Below are 21,131 nucleotides of genomic sequence, written 5' to 3' on the forward strand. Positions count from 1 at the left end.
GATGTCCCAGAACGTCTCCGCCCTTCTCTACATCGTCTCCGGCGTCCTGTTCATCATGGCGCTGCGGGGGCTCTCGCACCCGACTACGTCGCGGCAGGGTAACCTGTACGGCATGGTCGGTATGGGCCTCGCGGTCCTGACCACCCTGGTCGGCCATCCGCCAGCCGGATTCGGCGCCTGGATCATCGTCCTCCTCGGCCTCGCCATCGGCGGCGGCGCGGGCGCGGTGATCGCCAAGCGGGTGCCGATGACCGCCATGCCGCAGCTCGTGGCCGCGTTCCACTCCCTCGTCGGTCTCGCCGCCGTGGCGGGTGCGGCCGGCACGCTCTATGCCCCGCAGGCGGTGGGCATCCTCGAGAACGGCCATATCCATAAGGAATCGCTGTTCGAGATGGCGCTCGGCGTCGCCATCGGGGCGATCACCTTCACCGGTTCGGTCATCGCCTTCGCCAAGCTCGACGGACGCATGTCCGGCAAGCCGATCATGCTGCCGCAGCGGCACGCGATCAACATCGCCCTGGGCATCGCCCTGGTCGGCCTGATCGCCGTGTTCATCGGCACCGAGAGCAAGGCGATCTTCTGGCTGATCGTGGTGCTGTCCTTCGTGCTCGGCGGACTGCTGATCATCCCGATCGGCGGCGCGGACATGCCCGTCGTCGTGTCGATGCTCAATTCCTATTCGGGTTGGGCGGCGGCCGGCATCGGCTTCACCCTGGGCAACCTCGCGCTCATCATCACCGGCGCCCTCGTCGGCTCCTCCGGTGCGATCCTGTCCTACATCATGTGCAAGGCGATGAACCGCTCGTTCATCTCCGTGATCCTCGGTGGCTTCGGCGGCGACGCCGCTGCGGCCGGTGCGGGTGGGGCTGTCGAGACGCGCCCCGTGAAGCAGGGATCGGCCGACGATGCAGCCTACATCATGAAGAATGCCGAGCGCGTCATCATCGTCCCCGGCTACGGCATGGCGGTGGCGCAGGCCCAACACTCGCTCCGCGAGATGGTGGACCTGCTTAAGAAGGAAGGCGTCGACGTGAAATACGCCATCCACCCCGTCGCCGGCCGCATGCCCGGGCACATGAACGTGCTGCTGGCGGAAGCCAATGTGCCCTACGACGAGGTCCACGAGCTCGAGGACATCAACGGCGACTTCCCGCAGGCGGACGTGGCCTTCGTCATCGGCGCCAACGACGTCACCAACCCGGCCGCCAAGACCGACAAGACCTCGCCGATCTACGGCATGCCGATCCTCGACGTGGAGAAGGCCAAGACGGTCCTCTTCATCAAGCGCGGAATGGGCTCTGGCTATGCCGGCGTGGAGAACGAGGTCTTCTTCCGCGACAACACCATGATGCTCTTCGGCGATGCCAAGAAGGTCGTGGACTCGATCGTCAAGAACCTCTGAGCGACGCGGGGCGGCCTTCCGCCCCGTCAGTCTCGACTGCGAAGGGTCGGCGCCATGCGCCAGCCCTTTTCTCGTCTGGGTAAGAGCGAGTTCCGGTCTTGCCCCACGCGTCACCGCGAAGCCGGCAGCGCAGTAGCGCCGGGTAGCCCCGGCCGGGTAGACTGATTGCGTGTCAGCCGCCTCAGCCCTCGCCCCAACCCGCGCCTTCCTCGGCGTCACCCGCTCCATCATGGGGCGGCCCTGGCGTGACCGCTGCGGCGAGGCGGCCGCCCAGGCCTATGCCGCGACGATGGTTCAGGCCCATGGCCTGCCCGACCTTCTCGCCCGTGTCCTCGCCTCCCGTGGCGTCCGGCCTGACGAAGCGGAGGCCTATCTCCAGCCGCGACTACGCGACCTGATGCCGGACCCGTCCCGCCTGGTGGACATGGAGGGCGCGGCCGAACGGCTCGCCCGTGCGGTCGAGAGCCACGAGCATGTGGCGGTGTTCGGCGATTACGACGTCGATGGCGCGGCGAGCGCGGCGCTGATCGCCGGCTACCTACGTTCTTTCGGCCTGACGGTGGACATCCACATTCCGGACCGGATCACGGAAGGGTACGGCCCCAACGTGGCGGCGGTCACGTCGCTGGCGGAGGGCGGGGCAAAGCTCCTCGTCTGCGTCGATTGCGGCACGAGCGGCCACGAGCCCCTCGCAGCCGCGGCCGAGCTCGGCCTCGATGTGATCGTCCTCGATCATCACGGCGCACCGGAGGTCCTGCCCTCGGTGCGCGCCTTGGTGAACCCGAACCGGCTCGACGACATTTCGGGCTTCGGCCACCTCTGCGCGGCAGGTGTCGTCTTCCTCACCCTCGTAGCGCTCAACCGCCGCCTGAGGCGGGGAGGGAGGGAAGATCTGCCCGATCTCGCCGAATCCCTGGATCTGGTGGCGCTGGCGACGGTGGCCGACGTGGTGCCACTGACCGGCCTCAACCGCGCCTTCGTCGTCCAGGGACTGAAAGTGATGCGCGGCCGGGGCCGGATCGGCCTCGCCGCCCTGTTCGATGCGGCATCCTTGAGCGAGCCGCCGGAATCCTGGCATCTCGGCTATCTCCTCGGTCCGCGCATCAATGCCGGCGGGCGCATCGGCCATGCGGGGCTCGGTGCAGCCCTTCTCACCAGCACAGATCCGGTCGAGGCGAACCGCATCGCCTCCGAACTCGATCTCCTCAACCGCGAACGCCAGGGCATCGAGGCGCAGGCCGTTCTCGAAGCCGAGGCCGAGATGGATCGCGCCCTGACCCTGGATCCGGACAAGCCGGTCCTGGTGACCGCCTCCGCCACTTGGCATCCTGGCGTGGTCGGCCTCGTAGCGGCCCGCCTGAAGGAACGGTTCGGCCGACCGGCTTTCGCGTTCGCCCTACGGCCGGACGGGACGGCGACGGGGTCGGGCCGCTCCGTAGCCGGTGTCGATCTCGGATTTGCGGTGCGGGAGGCGGTGAATGCGGGCCTTCTCGTCAAGGGCGGCGGGCACGCCATGGCGGCTGGCGCGACGCTGCCGGGCCACGATCCCAGGCTCTTCGGCGAGTTTCTCGCCACCGCCCTCGCAGCAGCGGTGGCGGAGGCGAGGGCGGTGGAAGCGCTCCTCATCGACGGTACGGTGAGCGCGGGCGGTGCAACGGCGGAGGTGGTTCGCCTCGTCCAGCGCGCCGGGCCGTTCGGTGCCGGGGCGCCGGAGCCCGTCTTCGCCCTGTCGCATCACCGGCTCGTCGATGCGGGCATCGTCGGCAACGGCCATGTGCGCGCGCGCTTCAGGAGCCGGGATGGCCAGGCCATCGGCGCCATTGCCTTTCGTTCCGCGCAGGGGCCGTTGGGGCAGGCGCTCCTCGGCGGGATCGGGCAGGAATTCCACGTGGCCGGCACCCTCGCCATCGATACCTGGCGCGGCGGCGAGCGGGTGCAATTGCGCATCGGTGATCTCGCCACACCCTGAACTTTGCGCGCCCGCATGCGCAGGATGTGTTGACACCCGCGCAAGCCCTCACCATAAGGGCCCGCGCGCTGCCGAAAGGCGGTGGTTTGGGGGAATGTCCCGAGCGGCAAAGGGGGCGGACTGTAAATCCGCTGCGTAAGCTTCGTAGGTTCGAGTCCTACTTCCCCCACCAATCCATACCGACACGCTGGCAGCACGGCCGATGAAGGGATCACCTTCTCAAGACCGCGTCGCCATGCTATCGGGCGCCATATGCGGGTGTAGCTCAATGGTAGAGCAGCAGCCTTCCAAGCTGAATACCCGGGTTCGATTCCCGGTACCCGCTCCACTTTTTTCCCCAACCGATGCGAACGACGTTGCCGGGTGAGGCCGTCCTTCCCTCTCGGTGAACATGCAGGTGACGCCCCCGGTGCGGCGCCCCTCTTCCTCCTCGACCAGCATGAATAAGCAACGCCTCGGGCCGGTCCAGCAGGCGGGCCGGACCGCTTGCCTTCAATCCGCCGCGACCGATTCCGAGTTTGTTGTGCGCCCGGCCAATCCGGGGGAGTCGGGGGCGTAATGTCCGGCTGCGATCGTGCGTTTGACCGTGGACCGCGCGGCATCGATGGCGATGGCGGCGGCCGAGAGGGTCTTCGCCTCCGTCGGACGCTCCAGGGCGTGCTTGGCGATATCCCCGGCGAGATCGTCGATCTCACGGGCGAGGCCTTCGAGGCCCGTCGGGTCGGCGATACCTTGCGCCTCCTGGCGGATCTGCAGGAGGCGGTCGGTGGCCTCCTCGATCCGTTCCCGGCGCAACCGCGACAGACGCTGTCCGATCCAGGCCAATGCCGAGCCGATACCGCCACCGAGGAAGGCGACGAGATAGATCCAGGTCTCGTAGCGTTCGATGAAGCCTTGCTGTTCGCGCTCGTAGAAATCGACGGCACCCGGGTGGATCGGTAGCCGCGCGCTCGTCGCGCCGGCCGTGCTGTCGTAGCTCGGCGCCTGCATGTAGTCGGCGGCGGCGGTGACGTTGGCCATGCCGCTGCGCAGCTCGAACAAATGCTGGGTCACGTCTGCCGCGACAGGGCGGGACAGGCCGGCCCGCGCCATCAGGCGATAGGACGCTCCCACCGTGTGGACATCCTCGTCCGGAACTTTGGGGCTGCCGCCGAACGTCTCGGCCGGCATGGTGACCGATTGCAGACGCGGCATCCGCGCGACGATGGCGTCGGCGTTCTCGACGGTCACGAAAGCGACCTTTCGCGTCTTGCTGGCCGCCTGAACGATGCCGACGATCCGCTGTGCCGTGGGCGCGGTCGGGGAAATGACCGAAACCACGGCATCGACCCGCTTTTTGGCGAATGCCGCCGGAAGCTCGGCTTCGGTCATCTCCACGAGGGCAACGTGGCGCGGCGGCAGCGGTCCGTCCGGGTCCTTGTCGAGCAGCGTCAGGCCGTAATGCCCCACCATCGCCTTGATCAGTGCTTGGTCGGCGTCGCGATGCGCGAGGATCGCGAGACGCTTCCGGTCGAGTTCGGGGAAACTCGTCAATCCGGATGGCTCGGGAGACGCGATAATCATGGCCTGATCGCGGAGGATCGCCAGGGTCAGAGCATTATCCGGCAAGTCGACATCGGGGCGGACCACGGCGAGGTCGGCGCGCCCCTCCTGTAGGGCGGCGGCACTGTCCCTGACGTCGTCGAGGGCGATGACCTTGAGGCGGATCTCCTTGTGCCGCCGGGCAAGAGCATCGGCATAAGCCTGGATCAGCGCCGGCTCGGTCCCGTCCTTCGGCGCGACCGCGATGGTGAGGACGGTCGCCCGAGAGATCCAGTAGGCCGTGGCGGCTCCCAGGCCGAGCAGCACGGCCAGGAGGAGGAAGACGAATTCACGGCGAATGATGCGGCCGGCGAATTTCATGTCTCGGCACTCCGCTCGCCGCTTTGCCGGACGGCACGCTTCATCATGCTACGCCGGAGGGCAGGGCGCGGGGATCGTGCCGGCGCGATCACACGAGACCGAGGTGGAGCGATGTCAGCGGGGCCGACGCGGCTGTGTGGTGGCCCGGCCGCTGAGACGGCGGGTGATATAGGCGATGATCTTCGGAAGCACGAAAACGGTCAGGAGTTTACGGAGCATCGAGACTTTCCGGAATGAGGGGGATCGGCGCTCGAGGCCGGCATCAAGCCTGGTGTGAGACCGAGGGGCTGGTGACCGCTGCCTGCACGGAGGACCGACGAGACACGTTCTTTGACAGTGCGGCGGGCGGCGCGAACCCAATCGGCTCCGCCGAAATATCCGCATGCGCGTGGAGGCAGAGCGGTGCTCTGCCTCGCTTGCCGGTTCAGCGCTTGCCGGTAACCGTGTCGACCACCGAGGCGACGCCGTCCTTGGCCTCGCCGACGGTGCGCTGGGCCTCGCCCTTGAGTTCCTGGGCCTTGCCCTCGGCGACCAGCGTGTCGTTGCCCGTGACCTTGCCGGCGGCCTGCTTGACGTTGCCGGCGGCTTCGTTGGCGAGGCCCTTCAGCTTGTCCGTGGTGCTGCTCATGGGGATGCTCCTTCGGTTCGAGAATGAGATCGCAGGGGGAGGTCCGGCCGGTCGCGGGTGACCGGCCGGGGATCGGCTCAGGCGCGGCGGGCGCCGTAGCTGTCGGCGAGGGTGTGGAGCTTCGGGGCGCCGAGGCGGCCGCCGAAGAAGCCGGCGAGCGCGCCGAGGATCAGGGCGAGCGCGCCGTAGAAGGCGCCCTGGGTGGCGGCGGACTTGGTGGCGACGGCGGCAGCCTCGGCCTTCTGCTTGGCGGTGGCGACGGTCTCTTCGTACTGCTTGCGGTAGTCCTGGATCTGCGTCTTGGCCTGGTCGACCGGGATGCCCTGGGCCTTGGCCAGCGCGTCGGCGGCACGGTTCTCGGCCTGGGCCTTCTGGCTCGGATCACCCGTGAACAGGGCGCGGATCGCGGCGACGGCGGCGTCCTTGGCGGCCTGCGGGTCCTGGCCGGCGGCCTGGTTGCGGACGCTCTGCTCGATGCCGTCGAGCGGGTTGGTGATCTTCGACAGCGACGGAGCAGCGGCCTGGGCCGCGGTCTGCACGGTGCCGCCGACCAGCGAGCCGGCTCCGCCCAGCGTGCTGGTCACGCCGGAGAAGGCCCCGCCGATGAGGCCACCGGCCGCCGACGTGAGGAGGTAGAGCACCACGAGGGTGGTTACCGCCCAGGAGACGAGGCCGTGCAGGCCGGCGGCGCCCGTGACGGGCTTGCCCGATAGACGCCCGGCGATGAAGCCGCCCGCCAGGGCGGCCACGATGCCCGAGACGATGAACCAGATGCCGGCGCTGAGAGACAGGGTCGAGGCGGCCGGGTTGTCGGCGGCCACCGGTCCGACGCTGGACAGGCCGATGCCGACGCCGACCATGTTGAGGATGACCTGGGTCACCAGGGCGGTGACAGCGCCGGCGAAGATCGCGCCCCACGACACCTGGTTCAGCAGGACGGTGCGGGTGTCGGCGGCGGCCATCGGCGATGCCGGAATGTTGGAGGAAGAAGACACGTGACAAGGCTCCAAGGTCGTCGGCAAACCGAAGGATTCGGTCGTCCGAGCGGGGAAGGACAAAGGGGAAAGTCTAGGGATGGCGGGAACTTAGTTGCGCCCGTGGACGAGGAGGCCGATTCCGTAGCCGAGGAGGCCGGCGGCCAGCAGGGCGGCGACGGGATGTTCGGCAACCTGATGGGTCATCTCCCGACCACCCCGGCGCAGGTTGTTGCCAAGGTTGTGGTAGGCATCTTCGGCGTCATCGTAGGCCTCGCGTGCGGCATTGCGCACGGAGCGTTCGGCACGCTCATAGGTTTCGCCGGCGGCGTCCTGAGCCTCACGCACACGGGCCTTGATCTCACGCCCGTCTTGACCGGCAACGTCGTCGATGGCGTTGCGGGTGGTACTGGCATCCTCGACGATCGCGTCTTTGGCTTGGCCGTAAAGGTTCTCGGCCTCGCCTTGGACTTCGCGTGCACGGCCCTCGACGGAATTTCGGTTCGAACCGGTCAGATCGCCGACAGCCCCCTGGATCTTCCCACCGAGTTCCTCGGCGGCTCCAGTGATCCGATTGGTATCGACCATGGTATTCCCCCTGTTTACGTACTCATTCGATAGGATCGCGCTGGTATTACCCAGAATACGCCAGACCGACGATTTTGCTTCGGACAACCGTCCAGTTCAGAGAAGTTTCCGCTGATTTTCATTAGTCGGCGATCTTTACGTCACCGAACATTTCGATGACGACGTATTTGATCGATGCCTTTGTAGTATGCGCATCTGCTGCAGATTTAGTCTCGTTCAGATATCCATTGGATGTTCTTGGCGCGCGCACCTGCATGCCTTGCAGTTCGACATCTTAACTGGCACGCATCACCCACCAATCAATGGTTCATTTGTACTGGTAGAGGGATTTTATTTAACCGGTTGATCCGGCCGGAAACCCATTGTTGCGACCCCAGACGATGGCTTCGGAACGCTTGTGCACGCCGAGCTTGCGGTAGAGGGCGGCGGCGTGGTTGCGTACGGTGTTTCGGGACAGGGTCAGGCGCTTGGCGATAGCATCGTCACCGAGCCCGGAGCAGATGAGATCGAGGATCTGCCGCTCGCGCACCGTCATGTTCGGTGCGATCGCATCCATGTGATCGCCTCCCGGCCCGCGCAGGTTGGCGAGTTTGTCGATGAGCCCGCGACTGAACCAGGACGTATCGGCCATGACGGTCTCGATGGCCTCGAACAGGTCGCGCTCACCGCGCTTGCGCGCCGTGATGTCCTGCAGGACGAGCAGTGCGTAGACATCGTCCGCGATCTCGACCCGTTCGGCCGAGACGAGGCAATCGAGGCTGGTTCCGTCCTGGTGGCAGAGGCAGACTTCAAGGCCGATGACGTAGCCGGTCAGAGCCACCGCGCTCTCGAATTTCTCGCGGGCCGCCTCGTGAACCCAGAGCCCGAGTTCCGCGGGCGAACGCCCGGCGACCGTATCGCTGGCATGGCCGAAGACCCGGCTGAAGGCCTCGTTCACCCCCGTGATCGTGAAACCGTCCGCCCGTGCCAGCACGGTTGGCACGGGGGTCAGGCGGAATGCCTTGGCGAAACGCTCCTCGCTCTGGCGCAAAGCCATCTCGGCCTTCCGGCGCAATTCGAGGTCGGCGAAGGTGAAGAGCATGCAGGCTTCTTCGCCGAGTTCCATGGGCTGGCCGGCGACGATGACGTGACGCTCACCCCCGTCGGGCAGATCGAGACAGGCCTCCATCTGCGGGATGGTGCCACCCTCGTTCAGGCGCGAGATGGCCAGGTCCCGGTTGCGGGCGCCCGCCAGCACATCGACCTCGTAGACGCTGCGGCCGATGACGGCATCCCGGGTGTAGCCCGTCATCTCGAGGAACCCGAGATTGACCTTCACGTGGCGCAGGTCGGAGAGCCGGCAGATCACGGCAGGGGCCGGATTCGCGTTGAAGGTCTTCTCGAAGCGATCCTCGGCCTCGAACTGGTCCGAGACGTCCTTCAGGATGAGGGCGAGGCAACTCGGATTGCCCTCCCGATCCGTGGCCACGAGACTGCGGAGGGAATGGACGAAGGTCACGTCCGGCTTGTCGGTCCGGGTCACCTCGACGATCACGTCGTGGAACGTCTCGCCGGATACGACGCGCTCGATCGGATATTGATTGGGGGTGCGATTGTTGCGGTAGCGCAGGGCGAAACGCTCGCGATAGGCATCGACCGTTTCCCCGAGTACATCCATGGATTCCACGCCATGCATCGCCAGGGCAGCCTCGTTGGCATAGGCGATGGTCTGGTCCGGCTCGACCAGGATCACCCCCTCGCTGAGGCCGGCGATGATCTGCCGGAGTTCGTACCTGTCGACGCCAAGTGTCACCGTCGCTCCCACCGCTCCCCGATCCGGGCCACAGCCCCGCCTTCAACAGATGCATGCGTAAGCAGTTCCAGGGTAAAGCGTCGAAACACTGGTATATCTCGCTGAACTCAGCCCTCTTGATTTCGTTGCGCCCATTCATGATGACGATTGGCGAACTTAAATATTCATTATCTGATGAAACAGGACCCGTTCTTTACCTTGAGAAGTTACGCTCTGAACATCGAGACAAATCAATTTACAAATAAAGATTCGACCTAAAAAGAAACCGAGGAACAACGCGCCCTATTCACTCATCGCTGGAGAGTTTTTGGTGTGGGCACGCGGAGGCAAGAGGCGGAAAGTCCCGCGTTCCAACGGGGGTCGCGTCGTCACGGAGCGAGCCTGTGTGTCCCCGGCCCGCGACTATTGCTGCCCCTGACGTAACCGGGAGCGCGTGATCGCCGAAATCCGTCTCAGAGCCGCCGTCGAACCTGAGTTGCGATAAGGGGACCGTTCCACATGAGCACGCTTGTCTTCGCCCCAGCCATCGCGGCGGAATGCCGTTGCCACGATTTCGATGGCGGAGGACGTGTGGCCAAGTCTCCGGCAGCGACTTAGAGTCTTGGCGATGAGCCTGGCGCAGGCGGCATATTCGAGCCGCTTCCCCGTCCTACCGGCTCGGTCCGAAGCCCCCGGAAGCATCGCGTCCATGCCCGCCCGATCGACGCCATCGTCCGGCGAGGCGTCACTCGCAAATGCGATGCAGGCGGCTCAGAAAGGCGATGCCGTCGCCTATCGCCAATTCCTGCGAGACTGCGTGCCCGTCATCTCCGCAATGGCGAGGGCCAAGGGCGTGCAGGGGCCGAGCCTCGACGATGTGGTCCAGGACACTCTGCTGACGATCCACCGGGCGCGGGCAAGCTACGACCCGTCCAGGCCCTTTCTCCCGTGGCTCCGCGCGATCGCTCATCGGCGCGCCATCGACGCCATGCGCCATGACAGCCGTCGGCCACGAGAGGTTCACGATCCTATCGCCTACGAGACACGCGCCGATGATGGGCCCCCGCCCGGGCACGATCTTGAAATCCGAGCTCGGCATCGGGCCGTGACCGAGGCCGTCGCCCATCTTCCCCCGGGGCAGCGCGAGGCGATCGAACACATCGCCCTGCGCGAGTTATCCCTCGAGGAAGCGTCCGTTCTCACCGGGCGGACCAAGACGGCGCTGAAAGTCAATTTCCATCGGGCTCTAAAAGCCCTGCGTGCCGCTCTCTCATCCAGCAAGGAGGGCTCGGATGTCTGATCCCGCCAGCCACGAACGTCTCGTCGAGGAGCTGGCCCGGTCGCTCGCGCCGGTCCGCCCGCTGCCGGGGCCGGGATGGCGGGCCGTCGCCTGGTTCTCCGCCGTGCTCGCCCTGGCCATCCTCCTGCTGCCCCTGTCCGACGCCGCCAGCCTGCAATTGCGCCTCGGCGTTCCGGATCTTCGCTATGCCGCGCTCGGGGCAATGTTGACCAGCATGGCCGCAGCCTTTGCGGCCTTCCAGAGCAGCGTGCCGGGCCGCAGCCGGGCCTGGGCTCTTCTACCGATTCCGCCTCTGGTTGTGTGGCTCGGCGTCAGCGGGCTCGGTTGCCTGCGGGCCTGGCTCGCTCCGACTTCGAACCTCGCCGAAACTGGAGAGATGCGCGGCTGCTTCGTCTTCCTGATGGGCGTCTCTCTGCCGCTCTCAATCCTGCTCGTCACGATGTTGCGCCGGGCCTGCCCCTTGAACCCGAGCCTCACGGCGGCTCTCGGAGGCTTGGCCGTCGCGGCGGCGGCAGCGGCGCTTCTGGTTCCGTTCCATCCCCACGACGCCACCGCGACGGATCTGGCGGTTCACCTCGTGGCCGTTTTCATCGTGGTCGGCCTCAACGGACTCCTCGGCGGGCGCATCCTCGAAGGCGCGCCCCGCCGACGCCCGGCCGCCACGGCGTCGCAGGCCGATCCGTAGGCGGGCAGGGGCGGCGCGTCCGAGAGAGCGGGGCCCCGCGGCGGCCGGTGAGATGGCCTAGATCATGCCGCGCTAACGTCCTTCGTCCGGCCCTTCCGTCCGCCGACGACACGCATGACCGTGCCATCTCCCTCGGCGCATATCTTCACGCCGACCGACGGTCTCGCCGTTCCCATCTTAAACGAGGAGGCCGTGCGGCCGGTGCCATCGTTCGAGGATGGGACACCCGACCCGACGCGGGCCGTCTGCGTCTCCCTTCACGTTCCCGTCGCCGAACGTTCCGGCGAGGATGGGTCCGGAATGTCGGAGCGCGGATCGGTCGGCGGCCGCTCGGCGCGCAGTTCCCCGCTTGCGGAACGGTATGACTCCGCATCCGAGGTGGAGGCCGGACAGCGAATGGACGACCAAGCCGCAGGCTCGATTCGGCCTCCACAGTCATCATCCCTTGATCATCTGACGCCAAGCCTCTATCCGGGCGGCGTCTTTCGCCCGGCTCGACACCTCGAGCGCCGCCCTGGGCGACCGCTCATGTGACTTTGTCTTAGGAATGTGACGATGGCCAAAGAGAAATTTGCCCGCACCAAGCCGCACTGCAACATTGGCACGATTGGTCACGTCGACCACGGCAAGACGTCGCTGACGGCTGCGATCACGAAGGTCCTGGCGGAGTCGGGTGGCGCGACGTTCACGGCCTACGACCAGATCGACAAGGCCCCCGAGGAGAAGGCGCGCGGCATCACGATCTCGACGGCTCACGTCGAGTACGAGACGGCCAACCGTCACTACGCCCACGTCGATTGCCCCGGCCACGCCGATTACGTGAAGAACATGATCACGGGTGCGGCGCAGATGGACGGCGCGATCCTGGTCGTGTCGGCCGCCGACGGCCCGATGCCCCAGACCCGCGAGCACATCCTGCTCGCCCGTCAGGTCGGCGTGCCGGCGCTGGTGGTGTTCCTCAACAAGGTCGACCTCGTCGACGACGAGGAGCTCCTCGAGCTCGTCGAGATGGAGGTGCGCGAGCTCCTCTCCAAGTACGACTTCCCCGGCGACGACATCCCGATCACCAAGGGCTCGGCCAAGGTCGCGCTCGACAACGGCGACAAGGCCGTCGGCCATGACGCCGTGCTGGCCCTGATGGCGAGCGTGGATGCCTACATCCCGCAGCCGGAGCGTCCGATCGACAAGCCGTTCCTGATGCCGATCGAGGACGTGTTCTCGATCTCGGGCCGCGGCACCGTGGTGACGGGTCGCGTCGAGCGCGGCATCGTCAAGGTCGGCGAGACCGTGGAGATCGTCGGCATCCGCGACACCCAGACCACCACGGTCACGGGCGTCGAGATGTTCCGCAAGCTGCTCGACCAGGGCCAGGCCGGCGACAATGTCGGCGTGCTCCTGCGCGGCACCAAGCGCGAGGACGTCGAGCGCGGCCAGGTCGTGTGCAAGCCGGGCTCGGTCAAGCCCCACACCAAGTTCAAGGCCGAGGCCTACATCCTCACCAAGGAGGAGGGCGGTCGCCACACCCCGTTCTTCACCAACTACCGGCCCCAGTTCTACTTCCGCACCACCGACGTGACCGGTGTCTGCGAACTGCCCGAGGGCACCGAGATGGTGATGCCCGGTGACAGCGTCACCATGGACGTCACCCTCATCGTCCCCGTCGCCATGGAAGAGAAGCTCCGCTTCGCCATCCGTGAAGGCGGACGCACCGTCGGCGCAGGCGTCGTCGCAGCCATCAACGATTAAGTTCGGTACGCCCGGCCTCTACCGCTGATTGTACATACCGATGCTGGCGGCCTGTCTTGACGGGTCGCCGGCATCGTCGTTTCCGAACCATGGGTTGCATGCCGCGAGGCCGTCTCATGAGTTCGACACCTGCCGCACTTTTCGACGCCATGACATCGCGACGCGCCGTCATCGCCGAAGCCTTGTCGATCCTGACCGCGCCCGCGCGCGCCCAGAGCGTTCCCGCCAAAACGATCCCGTCGCAGAATCGCGCGACGTTTCTGGCGTTCCGGGAGGAAGTCCTCGCTGTCTTACGGCGTGACTATCCCGCTGTGGCCGTCACCGTGGACGACAATGATCCAGAACAGGTCGTCTTCGGCCGCTTCACCCTCTTCCTCGGCAACATTCGCCAAAAGATCGCCGACCGGACGGGCGCAGAACGCCGAGCCGTCATCGTCGACTACCTCCATCCGCTTGCCACCGCGAAGCCTCTTCCCGCGACACCCGCTCCCGCGGAGACCTTCGCCAAGGCTTCAGCCCGCCTGCGCATCCAGCTCGTTTCCATCGAGTATCGCGAGCAGGTGCCGACCCTGACCTGCCGCCGCTTCTCGGAGCGGCTCCTCATTGCCTACGCCCTCGATGAGAACGAGCGCTATCAGTTGGTGACCCATTCGATCTTCGAAGGATGGGATGTCGATCAGCAAACGGTCGAGCGGATCGCCAAGCGAAATCTCGAACTCGCCTCGGGCGGTGTACAGGTCCACATTTCGGCGACTGGACAATCCGGTCATTTCGCGACTTTGGCCGAGAGCAGCGGCTACGCGGCGGCCAGGCTGCTCCTCCCCATGGTGATGGACCAGATTCAGGAAGGGCTCGGAACGCAGGCCATCGTGGCTGCAGTTCCCACGCGGGACGTCCTCATCGCATGGTCATCCAACAGCGAGGGGAAAGACCGGCTCGCGGCAATCGTGACGATGTATATGCGCAAAGGTCCATACGCCCGAAGCAACGAACTCTTCTCCTACTCGAAGGATGGGATCCGTCATCTGAACGGACGCGAGCTTGCCGAACACGGCCGATAGAACCTTTGAATTTCACATTCCTCTCTCCGGAATCCCTTGCATCCAGGAAGATGATCGGGCATTGAGCGTCCCGCGTAGGAGTGTAGCTCAACTGGTCAGAGCGCCGGTCTCCAAAACCGGAGGTTGCGGGTTCGAGTCCCTCCACTCCTGCCAGTGTTTTCCCTAAGCGCAATGCCGGATCGGCCTCCCGTCGGGAATGTCGAACCGGAGCGTGCCTCCAGCTTTCTGTCGACATGTCCGCGACGGTCGACAAGACCCGGGACTTGCGCTAGAGCGTTCGCATTCCGAGATCGGTAAATGTGTTCGGTGCGGGCTTCGACCAGAGCCTCCGCACCGGTCCGCTTTCCGGTCAGGGCCGATTTTCCCTGTTGTTGGCATCAATGGCATCGAACGAAGCAACGAAGAAGGCGGATCTGGCGCGCACTCCGCAGCGCGGCGCCGCCACGCCGACGCCGCCTCGGGGCACTCCGCCCGTGCGGCCCGCGCCCAAGCGCGTCGGCCCGGCCGAGTTCCTGTCCCAGGTGCGCGACGAGGGCCGCAAGGTCACGTGGCCGAGCCGCAAGGAGACCACCGTGACGACGATCATGGTGTTCATCATGGTGGTGGCGGCGAGCATCTTCTTCACGGTCGTGGACCAGGCACTGCGCTACATCGTGACCCTGATCCTCGGGGTCGGCGCCTAGAACAACTGAGTCTTCCTGGGCGCGTCGTCGCGACCGGGCAGGCCGACGTCAGGATTTGGTGAGAACCGTGTCGAAACGCTGGTACATCGTCCACGCCTACTCGAATTTCGAGAACAAGGTCGCGCAGTCCATCAAGGATCAGGCGGCGCAGCGCGGGCTGATGGAGCTGTTCGACGAGGTCATGGTTCCGACCGAGAAGGTCGTCGAGGTTCGCCGCGGCCGCAAGGTCGATGCCGAGCGCAAGTTTTTCCCGGGCTACGTCCTGGTGAAATGCGACCTCACCGACGAAGTCTACCACCTCATCAAGAACACCCCGAAGGTCACGGGCTTCCTCGGCGCCGACAAGTCGAAGCCGGTCCCGATTCCCGATTCCGAGGCGGAGCGGATTAAGGGGCAGGTCGCCGAGGGCGTCGATCGTCCCAAGCCCTCGATCTCCTTTGAGATCGGCGAGACCGTCCGCGTCTCCGATGGTCCCTTCGCGTCCTTCAACGGCACCGTCGAGGAAATAGACGAGAGCCGTTCGCGCCTCAAGGTCGCCGTGTCGATCTTCGGTCGCGCCACTCCGGTGGAACTCGAATACGCTCAGGTCGAGAAGGTCTGATCGTCAGGCGAATCGCGAAAGGCGGATGGCGAAGGTAGGCAAAGCCTCCTCGTCGTCCGCGATTCGCGTTCGTCATAACCCGCGGGAGGTCCGCCCGGTTTGCCGCCGGGATCCACGGATCGCACCGCGACCTGCAACCGCTCGTATCGTCCGTGCTCGAGGCAGCCGGGCGACGGGCTACATTTGGGAGCAGTCCCTATGGCAAAGAAGATCACGGGCTACGTGAAGCTTCAGGTTCCGGCCGGCGCCGCGAACCCGTCGCCGCCCATCGGTCCCGCGCTCGGTCAGCGCGGCCTCAACATCATGGAATTCTGCAAGGCCTTCAACGCGAAGACCTCTCAGATCGAGAAGGGCACGCCGATCCCGGTCGTCATCACGGCGTATCAGGACCGCTCCTTCACCTTCGAGATGAAGCAGCCGCCGGTCACCTTCTTCCTGAAGAAGGCCGCCGGTCTGAAGATCGGCAAGAAGCCGGCTTCCGGCTCCAAGACTCCGGGCAAGGGCCCGACGGTGGGCAAGGTCACCGAAGCTCAGCTTCGCGAGATCGCCGAGAAGAAGATGCCCGACCTGAACTGCGACTCGGTTGACGCCGCCGTCGCCATGATCCGTGGCTCCGCGCGGGCCATGGGCCTCGACGTCGTCGCTTAAGGGGGAGGGCACAATGGCACATGAAGGCAAGCGCATCCGCGCAGCCCGAGAGGGCATCGACGCGCTCAAGCTCTACCCGATCGCCGAGGCGATCGCCCTGGTGAAGCAGAAGGCCAGCGCCAAGTTCGACGAGACCGTTGAGATCTCGATGAACCTCGGCGTCGACCCGCGCCACGCCGACCAGATGGTCCGCGGCGTCTGCAACCTGCCGAACGGCTCCGGCCGTACCGTGCGGGTGGCGGTGTTCGCCCGCGGCGCCAAGGCCGACGAGGCCAAGGCCGCCGGTGCCGACATCGTCGGCGCAGAGGATCTGCTCGAGATCGTCCAGAGCGGCAAGATCGAGTTCGACCGCTGCATCGCGACCCCGGACCTGATGCCGCTCGTCGGTCGTCTCGGCAAGGTGCTCGGCCCGCGCGGCCTGATGCCGAACCCGAAGGTCGGCACCGTCACCATGGACGTGAAGTCCGCGGTCGCCGGCGCCAAGGGTGGCTCGGTGGAGTTCCGCGTCGAGAAGGCTGGCATCGTCCATGCCGGCATCGGCAAGGTCTCCTTCGACGAGACCAAGCTCGTCGAGAACATCAAGGCGTTCGCCGACGCGGTGGCCAAGGCCAAGCCGGCCGGCGCCAAGGGCACCTACATCCAGCGCATCGCCGTCACGTCGTCGATGGGCCCCGGTGTGAAGGTCGAGCCGTCGACCGTGCTGACCGCCTGATCGGTAGTCACCTCACGAAAACAGGAAACGCCCGGCTGTCATGGCCGGGCGTTTTCTTTTGTCTAAGCGAGAAGCTTCAAGCGCCGGCCAGCGAGGAGCGTCGCGGTGCGGCCGGCGAACATCGCCGCGCCGAAGACCCATCCGGATGCGGCTCCGGCCATGATTCCCGATAGCAACGTTCCGACGCTGCAGCCGAGACCGGTCATGGCGCCCCAGCCGAGGAGAAGGCCGCCGACGAGACCGCGCACGGCCTGGCCCCGCGTCGGCAGGGCGGGGCGGAACTCCCCCGCCGCCAGAGCGGCGGCCAGGGACGCCGCGACGAGCCCCGCGATGAATACCCCGTTCGGCGTCAGGATTGCATCGCGGATGGCGGTGGCGCAGCCACGAAACCCGTCGAGCCCTTCGAGGCGCGCGGGCAGGAGATCGAGCCCGGCAGCGGCCTGCCTCGCCCGTCCGCCAATCTCGGCGGTGACGCCGAGGGGGCCGACCCTGAGATACGCCAAGGTTCCGAGAGCGCCGACAGCGAGTCCGCCGAGCCAGGTCGCCCAACGCTCGACGAAGACGGCACGCAGCGGCGCGACGCGCCTCGATGGCAGCGCATCGGCAGGCGGCAGCCACCGCAGAAGGGGCATCGCCAGAGCCGCCAGGACCGAGAGAGTGAGGACGAGGCTGCCGGCATAGCCGAGATGCCGGGGCAGCCAGATGACGGGCGCTTCCGAGACACTTGCGAGATAGAGCGTGTTCCAGGTGAGGAAGCCGAGGACGAAGCCCAGGGCTGTTCCGACCAGGGCGAACGGTGCCGTGGGTGATCCCTCGCCGAGGCGGTAGAGATGAGCGCCGATGCAGGAGCCCGAGATCGCCATGCCCGCTCCGAAAGCGGCACCGGCAAGGGCGAGGATCGGCCCGACGGGACCGATATGGGCGTCGGGCGGCAACCGCACCCCACTCGGATCGGGCAGCCATGCCCCCAGCACGACAGCATAGCCGACCGTGCCGGCGGCGAGCGCCGCGAGGATGCCGAGGGCCCCGCGCGGGTCTCGCCGGTCGATCAGATCGCGCCACAGGCAGAAGAAGCAGAAGCGCGAGCGCTGGAGCACGAAGCCGAACAGGGCTCCGAATGTCAGCGAGAGCGCGAGCCGGCTGCTGCCGGGATCGCCGGAGAGATTCAAGGCGGCGGCCAGGATACTCACGCCGATCAGGGCCGCCGACGCGACCCGCAACGGCACGGGGGAACGCCCGGTCGAAGGACCGGGCGCTGGAGGTTCGGATTTCGGCGACGCCGTCACTTGCCCGACCACACCGTCCCGGCAAGGTTCACCACCGGCACGCCGACGGCGTTTCCGTATTCCGTCCAAGACCCGTCGTAATTCCGCACGGGGTAGCCGAGGACGCGGCTGAGCACGAACCAGGAATGGCTCGAGCGCTCGCCGATGCGGCAGGAGGTGATGACCGGCTTGGACCCATCGATCCCCACATCGGCGTAGAGCTTCTTCAGCTCCGGCACGGATTTCAGGGTGCCGTCCGGGTTCACGGCCTTGGCCCAGGGCACGTTCACCGAACCGGGGATGTGCCCTGCCCGGATCGCGAGTTCCTGTACGCCCGCCGGCGCGATGAGCTTACCCGAGAACTCATCCGGCGAGCGGATATCGAGGATCGTCTCGTCCCGCTCCTTGCGCGCCACGGCGAGCACGTCCGCGAGACGGGCGCGCTGGCCCGTCGAGACCGGCGTGACGGGGAAGGCCGAGGCGGCCACGTCGGGGCTGCGGGTATTGAGCTGCCGTTTCTCGGCCTCCCATTTCTTACGGCCACCATCGAGCAGCTTCACGTTGTCGACGAGACCGTACTGCGCGAACACCCAAGCCCCCCAGGCGGCGAACCAATTGTTGTTGTCGCCGTAAAGGATCACCGTGGTGTCGCGGTCGATGCCGAGACGGCGGATCAGAGCGGCGAACTTGTCCGGTCCCGCGATGTCGCGGCTCACCGTCTCCACGAGATCCGTGTGCCAGAGAACGTTCTGCGCATTGGGTATGTGGCCGCGCTCGTACACGCCCGGCTCCACGCTGACCTCGACGATCCGCAGCTTCGGCGAGCTTAGGTTGGCCTCGAGCCACTCGGTGGATACGAGGGGGCTGGTTTGGGCCTGTTTCTGTTCGGCGGCATGCGCCGCCACATGCCCGATCGTCGGCAACGCCAAGGCGGCCAGCGCGATACGAGCGGCAAGAAGGGTTCTGAAGGACACGGGCGCGCTCCGGCGAGGATAAGGTCGTCGCGTCGCGGTGGGCTGTGCTCGGCCGTCGACCGTGCCGCCCGGGTCGTATCGTCGACCACGAGCCATGCCCCGAAACTTGACAATATGATGGTGTTTCCGATCGACAGCGGAATCAATACAATGGTTTTTCAAATATTTGAGTGATGTTGGAATATAGGTTCCAATGCGAGCCTAAAAAGACAGGAAATATCCTCGCCATTGAACCGTCCGTGAAAGGCGATGAATCCGATGACGTCGCGGCTACCCGGAACCGAGTCCGAGATACCCCGCAGCGCCGGAGACCTGAGCGTGGAAGATTCCTCGCTCGGTAGCCCAAGGGCTTTGCGGCCCGTCGGCACGAGCCCGCTCTCGGATTCCGACGCTGTCTTCAGGTTCATGCACGCCAGAACGGTTTCGCGGCTTCCAGGCGCAAAGCCACGGGATCGAGATCGAGCTCTCTAATTTGCTCCGAGGTCAATTCTCGAATTGTACGCCTCCCGGTGAAGCGCCTGAGCCAGATTGATAGGATCCCGAGGGGCCCAGGTGAAAGTTTCCTCTGTGCTTGGTCAGAAGAGGTCCTTAGGCTAGGAAGGAAAGCGACCTTCCGATCGGGCCTCAGGATCGGCCCTAGAGTATCGCGGTTCGGCATTTCGATGGGGCTCCATTCGCTCGCAACCCGTCATTGATCCGAATTTGAATCGAATCAATCAATACATTGCACTCGGAGCAATATGAGCTTGGCCGACTACCGGATGATTTCGGACGGGATCGCTGCGGATATCGCGCAGGGACGCATGGCCCCGGGAAGCCGGATGCCGACGCAACGGCAATTCGCATACGAGCGTGGGATCGCCGTCTCTACCGCCAGTCGAGTCTATGCCGAGCTCACGCGGCGCGGGCTCGTCACCGGAGAAGTCGGCCGCGGTACGTTCATCCGCAACTCGGAGCCGGACGCGGCAGGCGAACGAGAGGCGGAAGGCGGCCTCGTCAATCTCGAACACGTCTTCTCCATCCTGCCCCATCAAGCGGCGGATCTCGCCGCCAGTCTCAAGCCTCTTCTCGATCCGGCTCGGATTCAGGCCACGTTCCCACCCGTTAGGCCGGGCGCGGCCGGGCCGGCGCGGGCCAAGGCGGCCGGTTTCTTCGCGCGGGGAGGGTGGTCGGCCGATCCCGAAACCGTCCTCTTCACCGGGACGGGACGTCAGGGCATCGCTGCGGCCATGGCGGCGCTGGCTCAACCCGGCGACCGGATCGGGGTGGAGGCCATGACCTATCCCGTCGTCAAAGGCCTCGCGCACCGCCTCGGCATCGAGCTCGTCGCCCTACCGATGGATGCGGAGGGGGTGACCCCGGATGCCATCGAGCGAGCGCATGGGGAGAAGCCCCTGCGGGCCCTCTATCTGCAGCCCGTCCTGCAAAGCCCCCTCGGCCAGACCATGAGCGCGGAACGGCGGCGCGCCGTGGCGTCGGCCCTCCACCGGCACGACCTCGTCTGTATCGAGGATTCCGTCTACGGCTTCCTGTGTGACGAGGAACCCTTGGCGGCCCTGGCACCGGACCGCGTGATCCTCATCGACAGCCTGTCGAAACGGCTGGCTCCCGGCCTGAGCCTGGGCTTCGTCGCGGCGCCCTCCGGTTTGGTGCAGCGGCTCGGCGCCGCGATCCGCACCGGAGCCTGGACGGCGAGCGGCCTTCCCCTGGCGATGGCACTCCACCTCATCGACGACGGAACCGCGAGGCGGATCGAGACCGCCAAGCGGGCGGACGCGACCGCGCGCCAGCATGCCGCCAGGGAAGCATTGGCGGGCCTCGACGTGCGGGGTGACCCGAGAGCCTTCCACCTCTGGCTCTCGTTGCCCTCCCATTGGAGCGCCGAACGCTATGCGGCTGCCGCGGCGCGCAACGGTGTCGCGGTATCCCCCGCCAGCGCCTTCGCCGTCGGGACCTCGACGCCGGAGAATGGGGTGCGCCTCGCCCTCGGCTCGCCACCTTTCGCGCGTCTGGACAGCGCTCTACGGACATTGCGGCGCCTCGTCCTTGATGGTGACGAGGCCGTGGTGGAGTAGGCTCTCGGAGCCATTCGAAGCCTACCGGCCGATGCCGGGCAGTCGCACCGCACGCTTGAATCGGCGCGACCCGTTCGAGGCTGCGTCAAACGCGCGCGAACGTCACGGCTCCGGCTTGGGCACGATCAAAACCCGCCCTGGAAAGGG

The 21,131-nt window shown here is 66.2% G+C and carries 18 protein-coding genes and 3 tRNA genes; 14 read left to right on the plus strand and 7 right to left on the minus strand.

Translation table 11 applies throughout. The annotated features are described in order from the left end of the window. Position 1 precedes the first annotated feature (1 nt). From ACYQML_RS13760 to ACYQML_RS13775, 4 genes are all read left to right on the plus strand, one after another. Entirely contained in the window at positions 2-1,402 is a 1,401-nt protein-coding gene (locus tag ACYQML_RS13760) for an NAD(P)(+) transhydrogenase (Re/Si-specific) subunit beta (RefSeq protein ID WP_056429217.1), read from the plus strand. Positions 1,403-1,631: 229 nt separating this feature from the next. Further along, positions 1,632-3,371, plus strand: a complete 1,740-nt coding sequence (gene recJ, locus ACYQML_RS13765; RefSeq protein ID WP_461235728.1) for a single-stranded-DNA-specific exonuclease RecJ — start codon at positions 1,632-1,634, stop codon at positions 3,369-3,371. Between the two features lie 88 nt (positions 3,372-3,459). Next, a tRNA-Tyr gene (locus ACYQML_RS13770) sits at positions 3,460-3,543 on the plus strand. 82 nt (positions 3,544-3,625) lie between these two features. After that, positions 3,626-3,699: transfer RNA gene (locus ACYQML_RS13775), tRNA-Gly, on the plus strand. A gap of 164 nt (positions 3,700-3,863) precedes the next feature. Here ACYQML_RS13775 and ACYQML_RS13780 read toward each other — a convergent pair. The 5 genes from ACYQML_RS13780 to ACYQML_RS13800 form a co-directional block, all read right to left on the minus strand. Further along, a complete protein-coding gene (locus ACYQML_RS13780) occupies positions 3,864-5,273 on the minus strand; it encodes a TAXI family TRAP transporter solute-binding subunit (RefSeq protein WP_461233116.1) in 1,410 nt (469 codons plus the stop codon). Between the two features lie 424 nt (positions 5,274-5,697). Beyond that, positions 5,698-5,901: a CsbD family protein gene (locus ACYQML_RS13785; protein WP_056429224.1), complete on the minus strand. Its 204-nt coding sequence runs from the start codon at positions 5,899-5,901 to the stop codon at positions 5,698-5,700. A gap of 77 nt (positions 5,902-5,978) precedes the next feature. Continuing rightward, positions 5,979-6,863, minus strand: coding sequence for a PhnA-like protein (locus ACYQML_RS13790; protein WP_461235729.1), 885 nt, complete (start codon positions 6,861-6,863; stop codon positions 5,979-5,981). Between the two features lie 123 nt (positions 6,864-6,986). After that, the gene (locus ACYQML_RS13795) at positions 6,987-7,463 is read right to left on the minus strand and encodes a CsbD family protein (RefSeq protein WP_461233117.1); all 477 of its coding nucleotides are present in this window, start codon (positions 7,461-7,463) and stop codon (positions 6,987-6,989) included. Positions 7,464-7,797: 334 nt separating this feature from the next. Beyond that, on the minus strand, positions 7,798-9,255 hold the full coding sequence (locus tag ACYQML_RS13800; protein ID WP_461233118.1) for a PAS domain S-box protein: 1,458 nt from the start codon (positions 9,253-9,255) through the stop codon (positions 7,798-7,800). Positions 9,256-9,943: 688 nt separating this feature from the next. On the opposite strand from ACYQML_RS13800, the gene ACYQML_RS13805 reads away from it, so the two are divergent. The 9 genes from ACYQML_RS13805 to rplA all read left to right on the plus strand — a co-directional run bounded on the left by ACYQML_RS13805 (position 9,944) and on the right by rplA (position 16,670). Beyond that, the gene (locus ACYQML_RS13805; RefSeq protein WP_461233119.1) at positions 9,944-10,534 is read left to right on the plus strand and encodes an RNA polymerase sigma factor; all 591 of its coding nucleotides are present in this window, start codon (positions 9,944-9,946) and stop codon (positions 10,532-10,534) included. Beyond that, positions 10,527-11,219, plus strand: a complete 693-nt coding sequence (locus ACYQML_RS13810; protein WP_461233120.1) for an NrsF family protein — start codon at positions 10,527-10,529, stop codon at positions 11,217-11,219. Before ACYQML_RS13805 ends, ACYQML_RS13810 begins: the two co-directional genes overlap by 8 nt. Before the next feature lie 555 nt (positions 11,220-11,774). Next, entirely contained in the window at positions 11,775-12,965 is a 1,191-nt protein-coding gene (gene tuf, locus ACYQML_RS13815) for an elongation factor Tu (RefSeq protein WP_207412100.1), read from the plus strand. Positions 12,966-13,081: 116 nt separating this feature from the next. Continuing rightward, complete coding sequence (locus ACYQML_RS13820) at positions 13,082-14,026, plus strand: DUF1444 family protein (RefSeq protein WP_461233121.1); 945 nt, start codon at positions 13,082-13,084, stop codon at positions 14,024-14,026. A gap of 76 nt (positions 14,027-14,102) precedes the next feature. Then, positions 14,103-14,179: transfer RNA gene (locus ACYQML_RS13825), tRNA-Trp, on the plus strand. Between the two features lie 227 nt (positions 14,180-14,406). After that, on the plus strand, positions 14,407-14,709 hold the full coding sequence (gene secE / locus ACYQML_RS13830; protein WP_056429694.1) for a preprotein translocase subunit SecE: 303 nt from the start codon (positions 14,407-14,409) through the stop codon (positions 14,707-14,709). Between the two features lie 67 nt (positions 14,710-14,776). Further along, positions 14,777-15,310, plus strand: a complete 534-nt coding sequence (nusG, locus tag ACYQML_RS13835) for a transcription termination/antitermination protein NusG (protein WP_056429674.1) — start codon at positions 14,777-14,779, stop codon at positions 15,308-15,310. Positions 15,311-15,508: 198 nt separating this feature from the next. Beyond that, positions 15,509-15,958 carry a 50S ribosomal protein L11 gene (gene rplK, locus ACYQML_RS13840; RefSeq protein WP_018044245.1) on the plus strand — a complete coding sequence of 150 codons (450 nt, stop codon included), beginning with the start codon at positions 15,509-15,511 and terminating at the stop codon, positions 15,956-15,958. Positions 15,959-15,971: 13 nt separating this feature from the next. After that, on the plus strand, positions 15,972-16,670 hold the full coding sequence (gene rplA / locus ACYQML_RS13845) for a 50S ribosomal protein L1 (protein ID WP_056429676.1): 699 nt from the start codon (positions 15,972-15,974) through the stop codon (positions 16,668-16,670). Positions 16,671-16,732: 62 nt separating this feature from the next. Here rplA and ACYQML_RS13850 read toward each other — a convergent pair whose 3' ends face one another. Beyond that, positions 16,733-17,896 (minus strand): YeeE/YedE thiosulfate transporter family protein, encoded by a 1,164-nt coding sequence (locus ACYQML_RS13850; protein ID WP_461233122.1) that lies wholly within the window; start codon positions 17,894-17,896, stop codon positions 16,733-16,735. Between the two features lie 56 nt (positions 17,897-17,952). Continuing rightward, positions 17,953-18,909, minus strand: a complete 957-nt coding sequence (locus ACYQML_RS13855; RefSeq protein WP_461233123.1) for a sulfurtransferase — start codon at positions 18,907-18,909, stop codon at positions 17,953-17,955. A 740-nt stretch (positions 18,910-19,649) separates the two neighbouring features. Here ACYQML_RS13855 and ACYQML_RS13860 point away from each other — a divergent pair. Beyond that, positions 19,650-20,984 carry an aminotransferase-like domain-containing protein gene (locus ACYQML_RS13860; protein ID WP_461233124.1) on the plus strand — a complete coding sequence of 445 codons (1,335 nt, stop codon included), beginning with the start codon at positions 19,650-19,652 and terminating at the stop codon, positions 20,982-20,984. The last annotated feature ends 147 nt before the right edge of the window (positions 20,985-21,131 follow it).

It is taken from the genome of Methylobacterium sp. CM6244, from assembly GCF_054817885.1.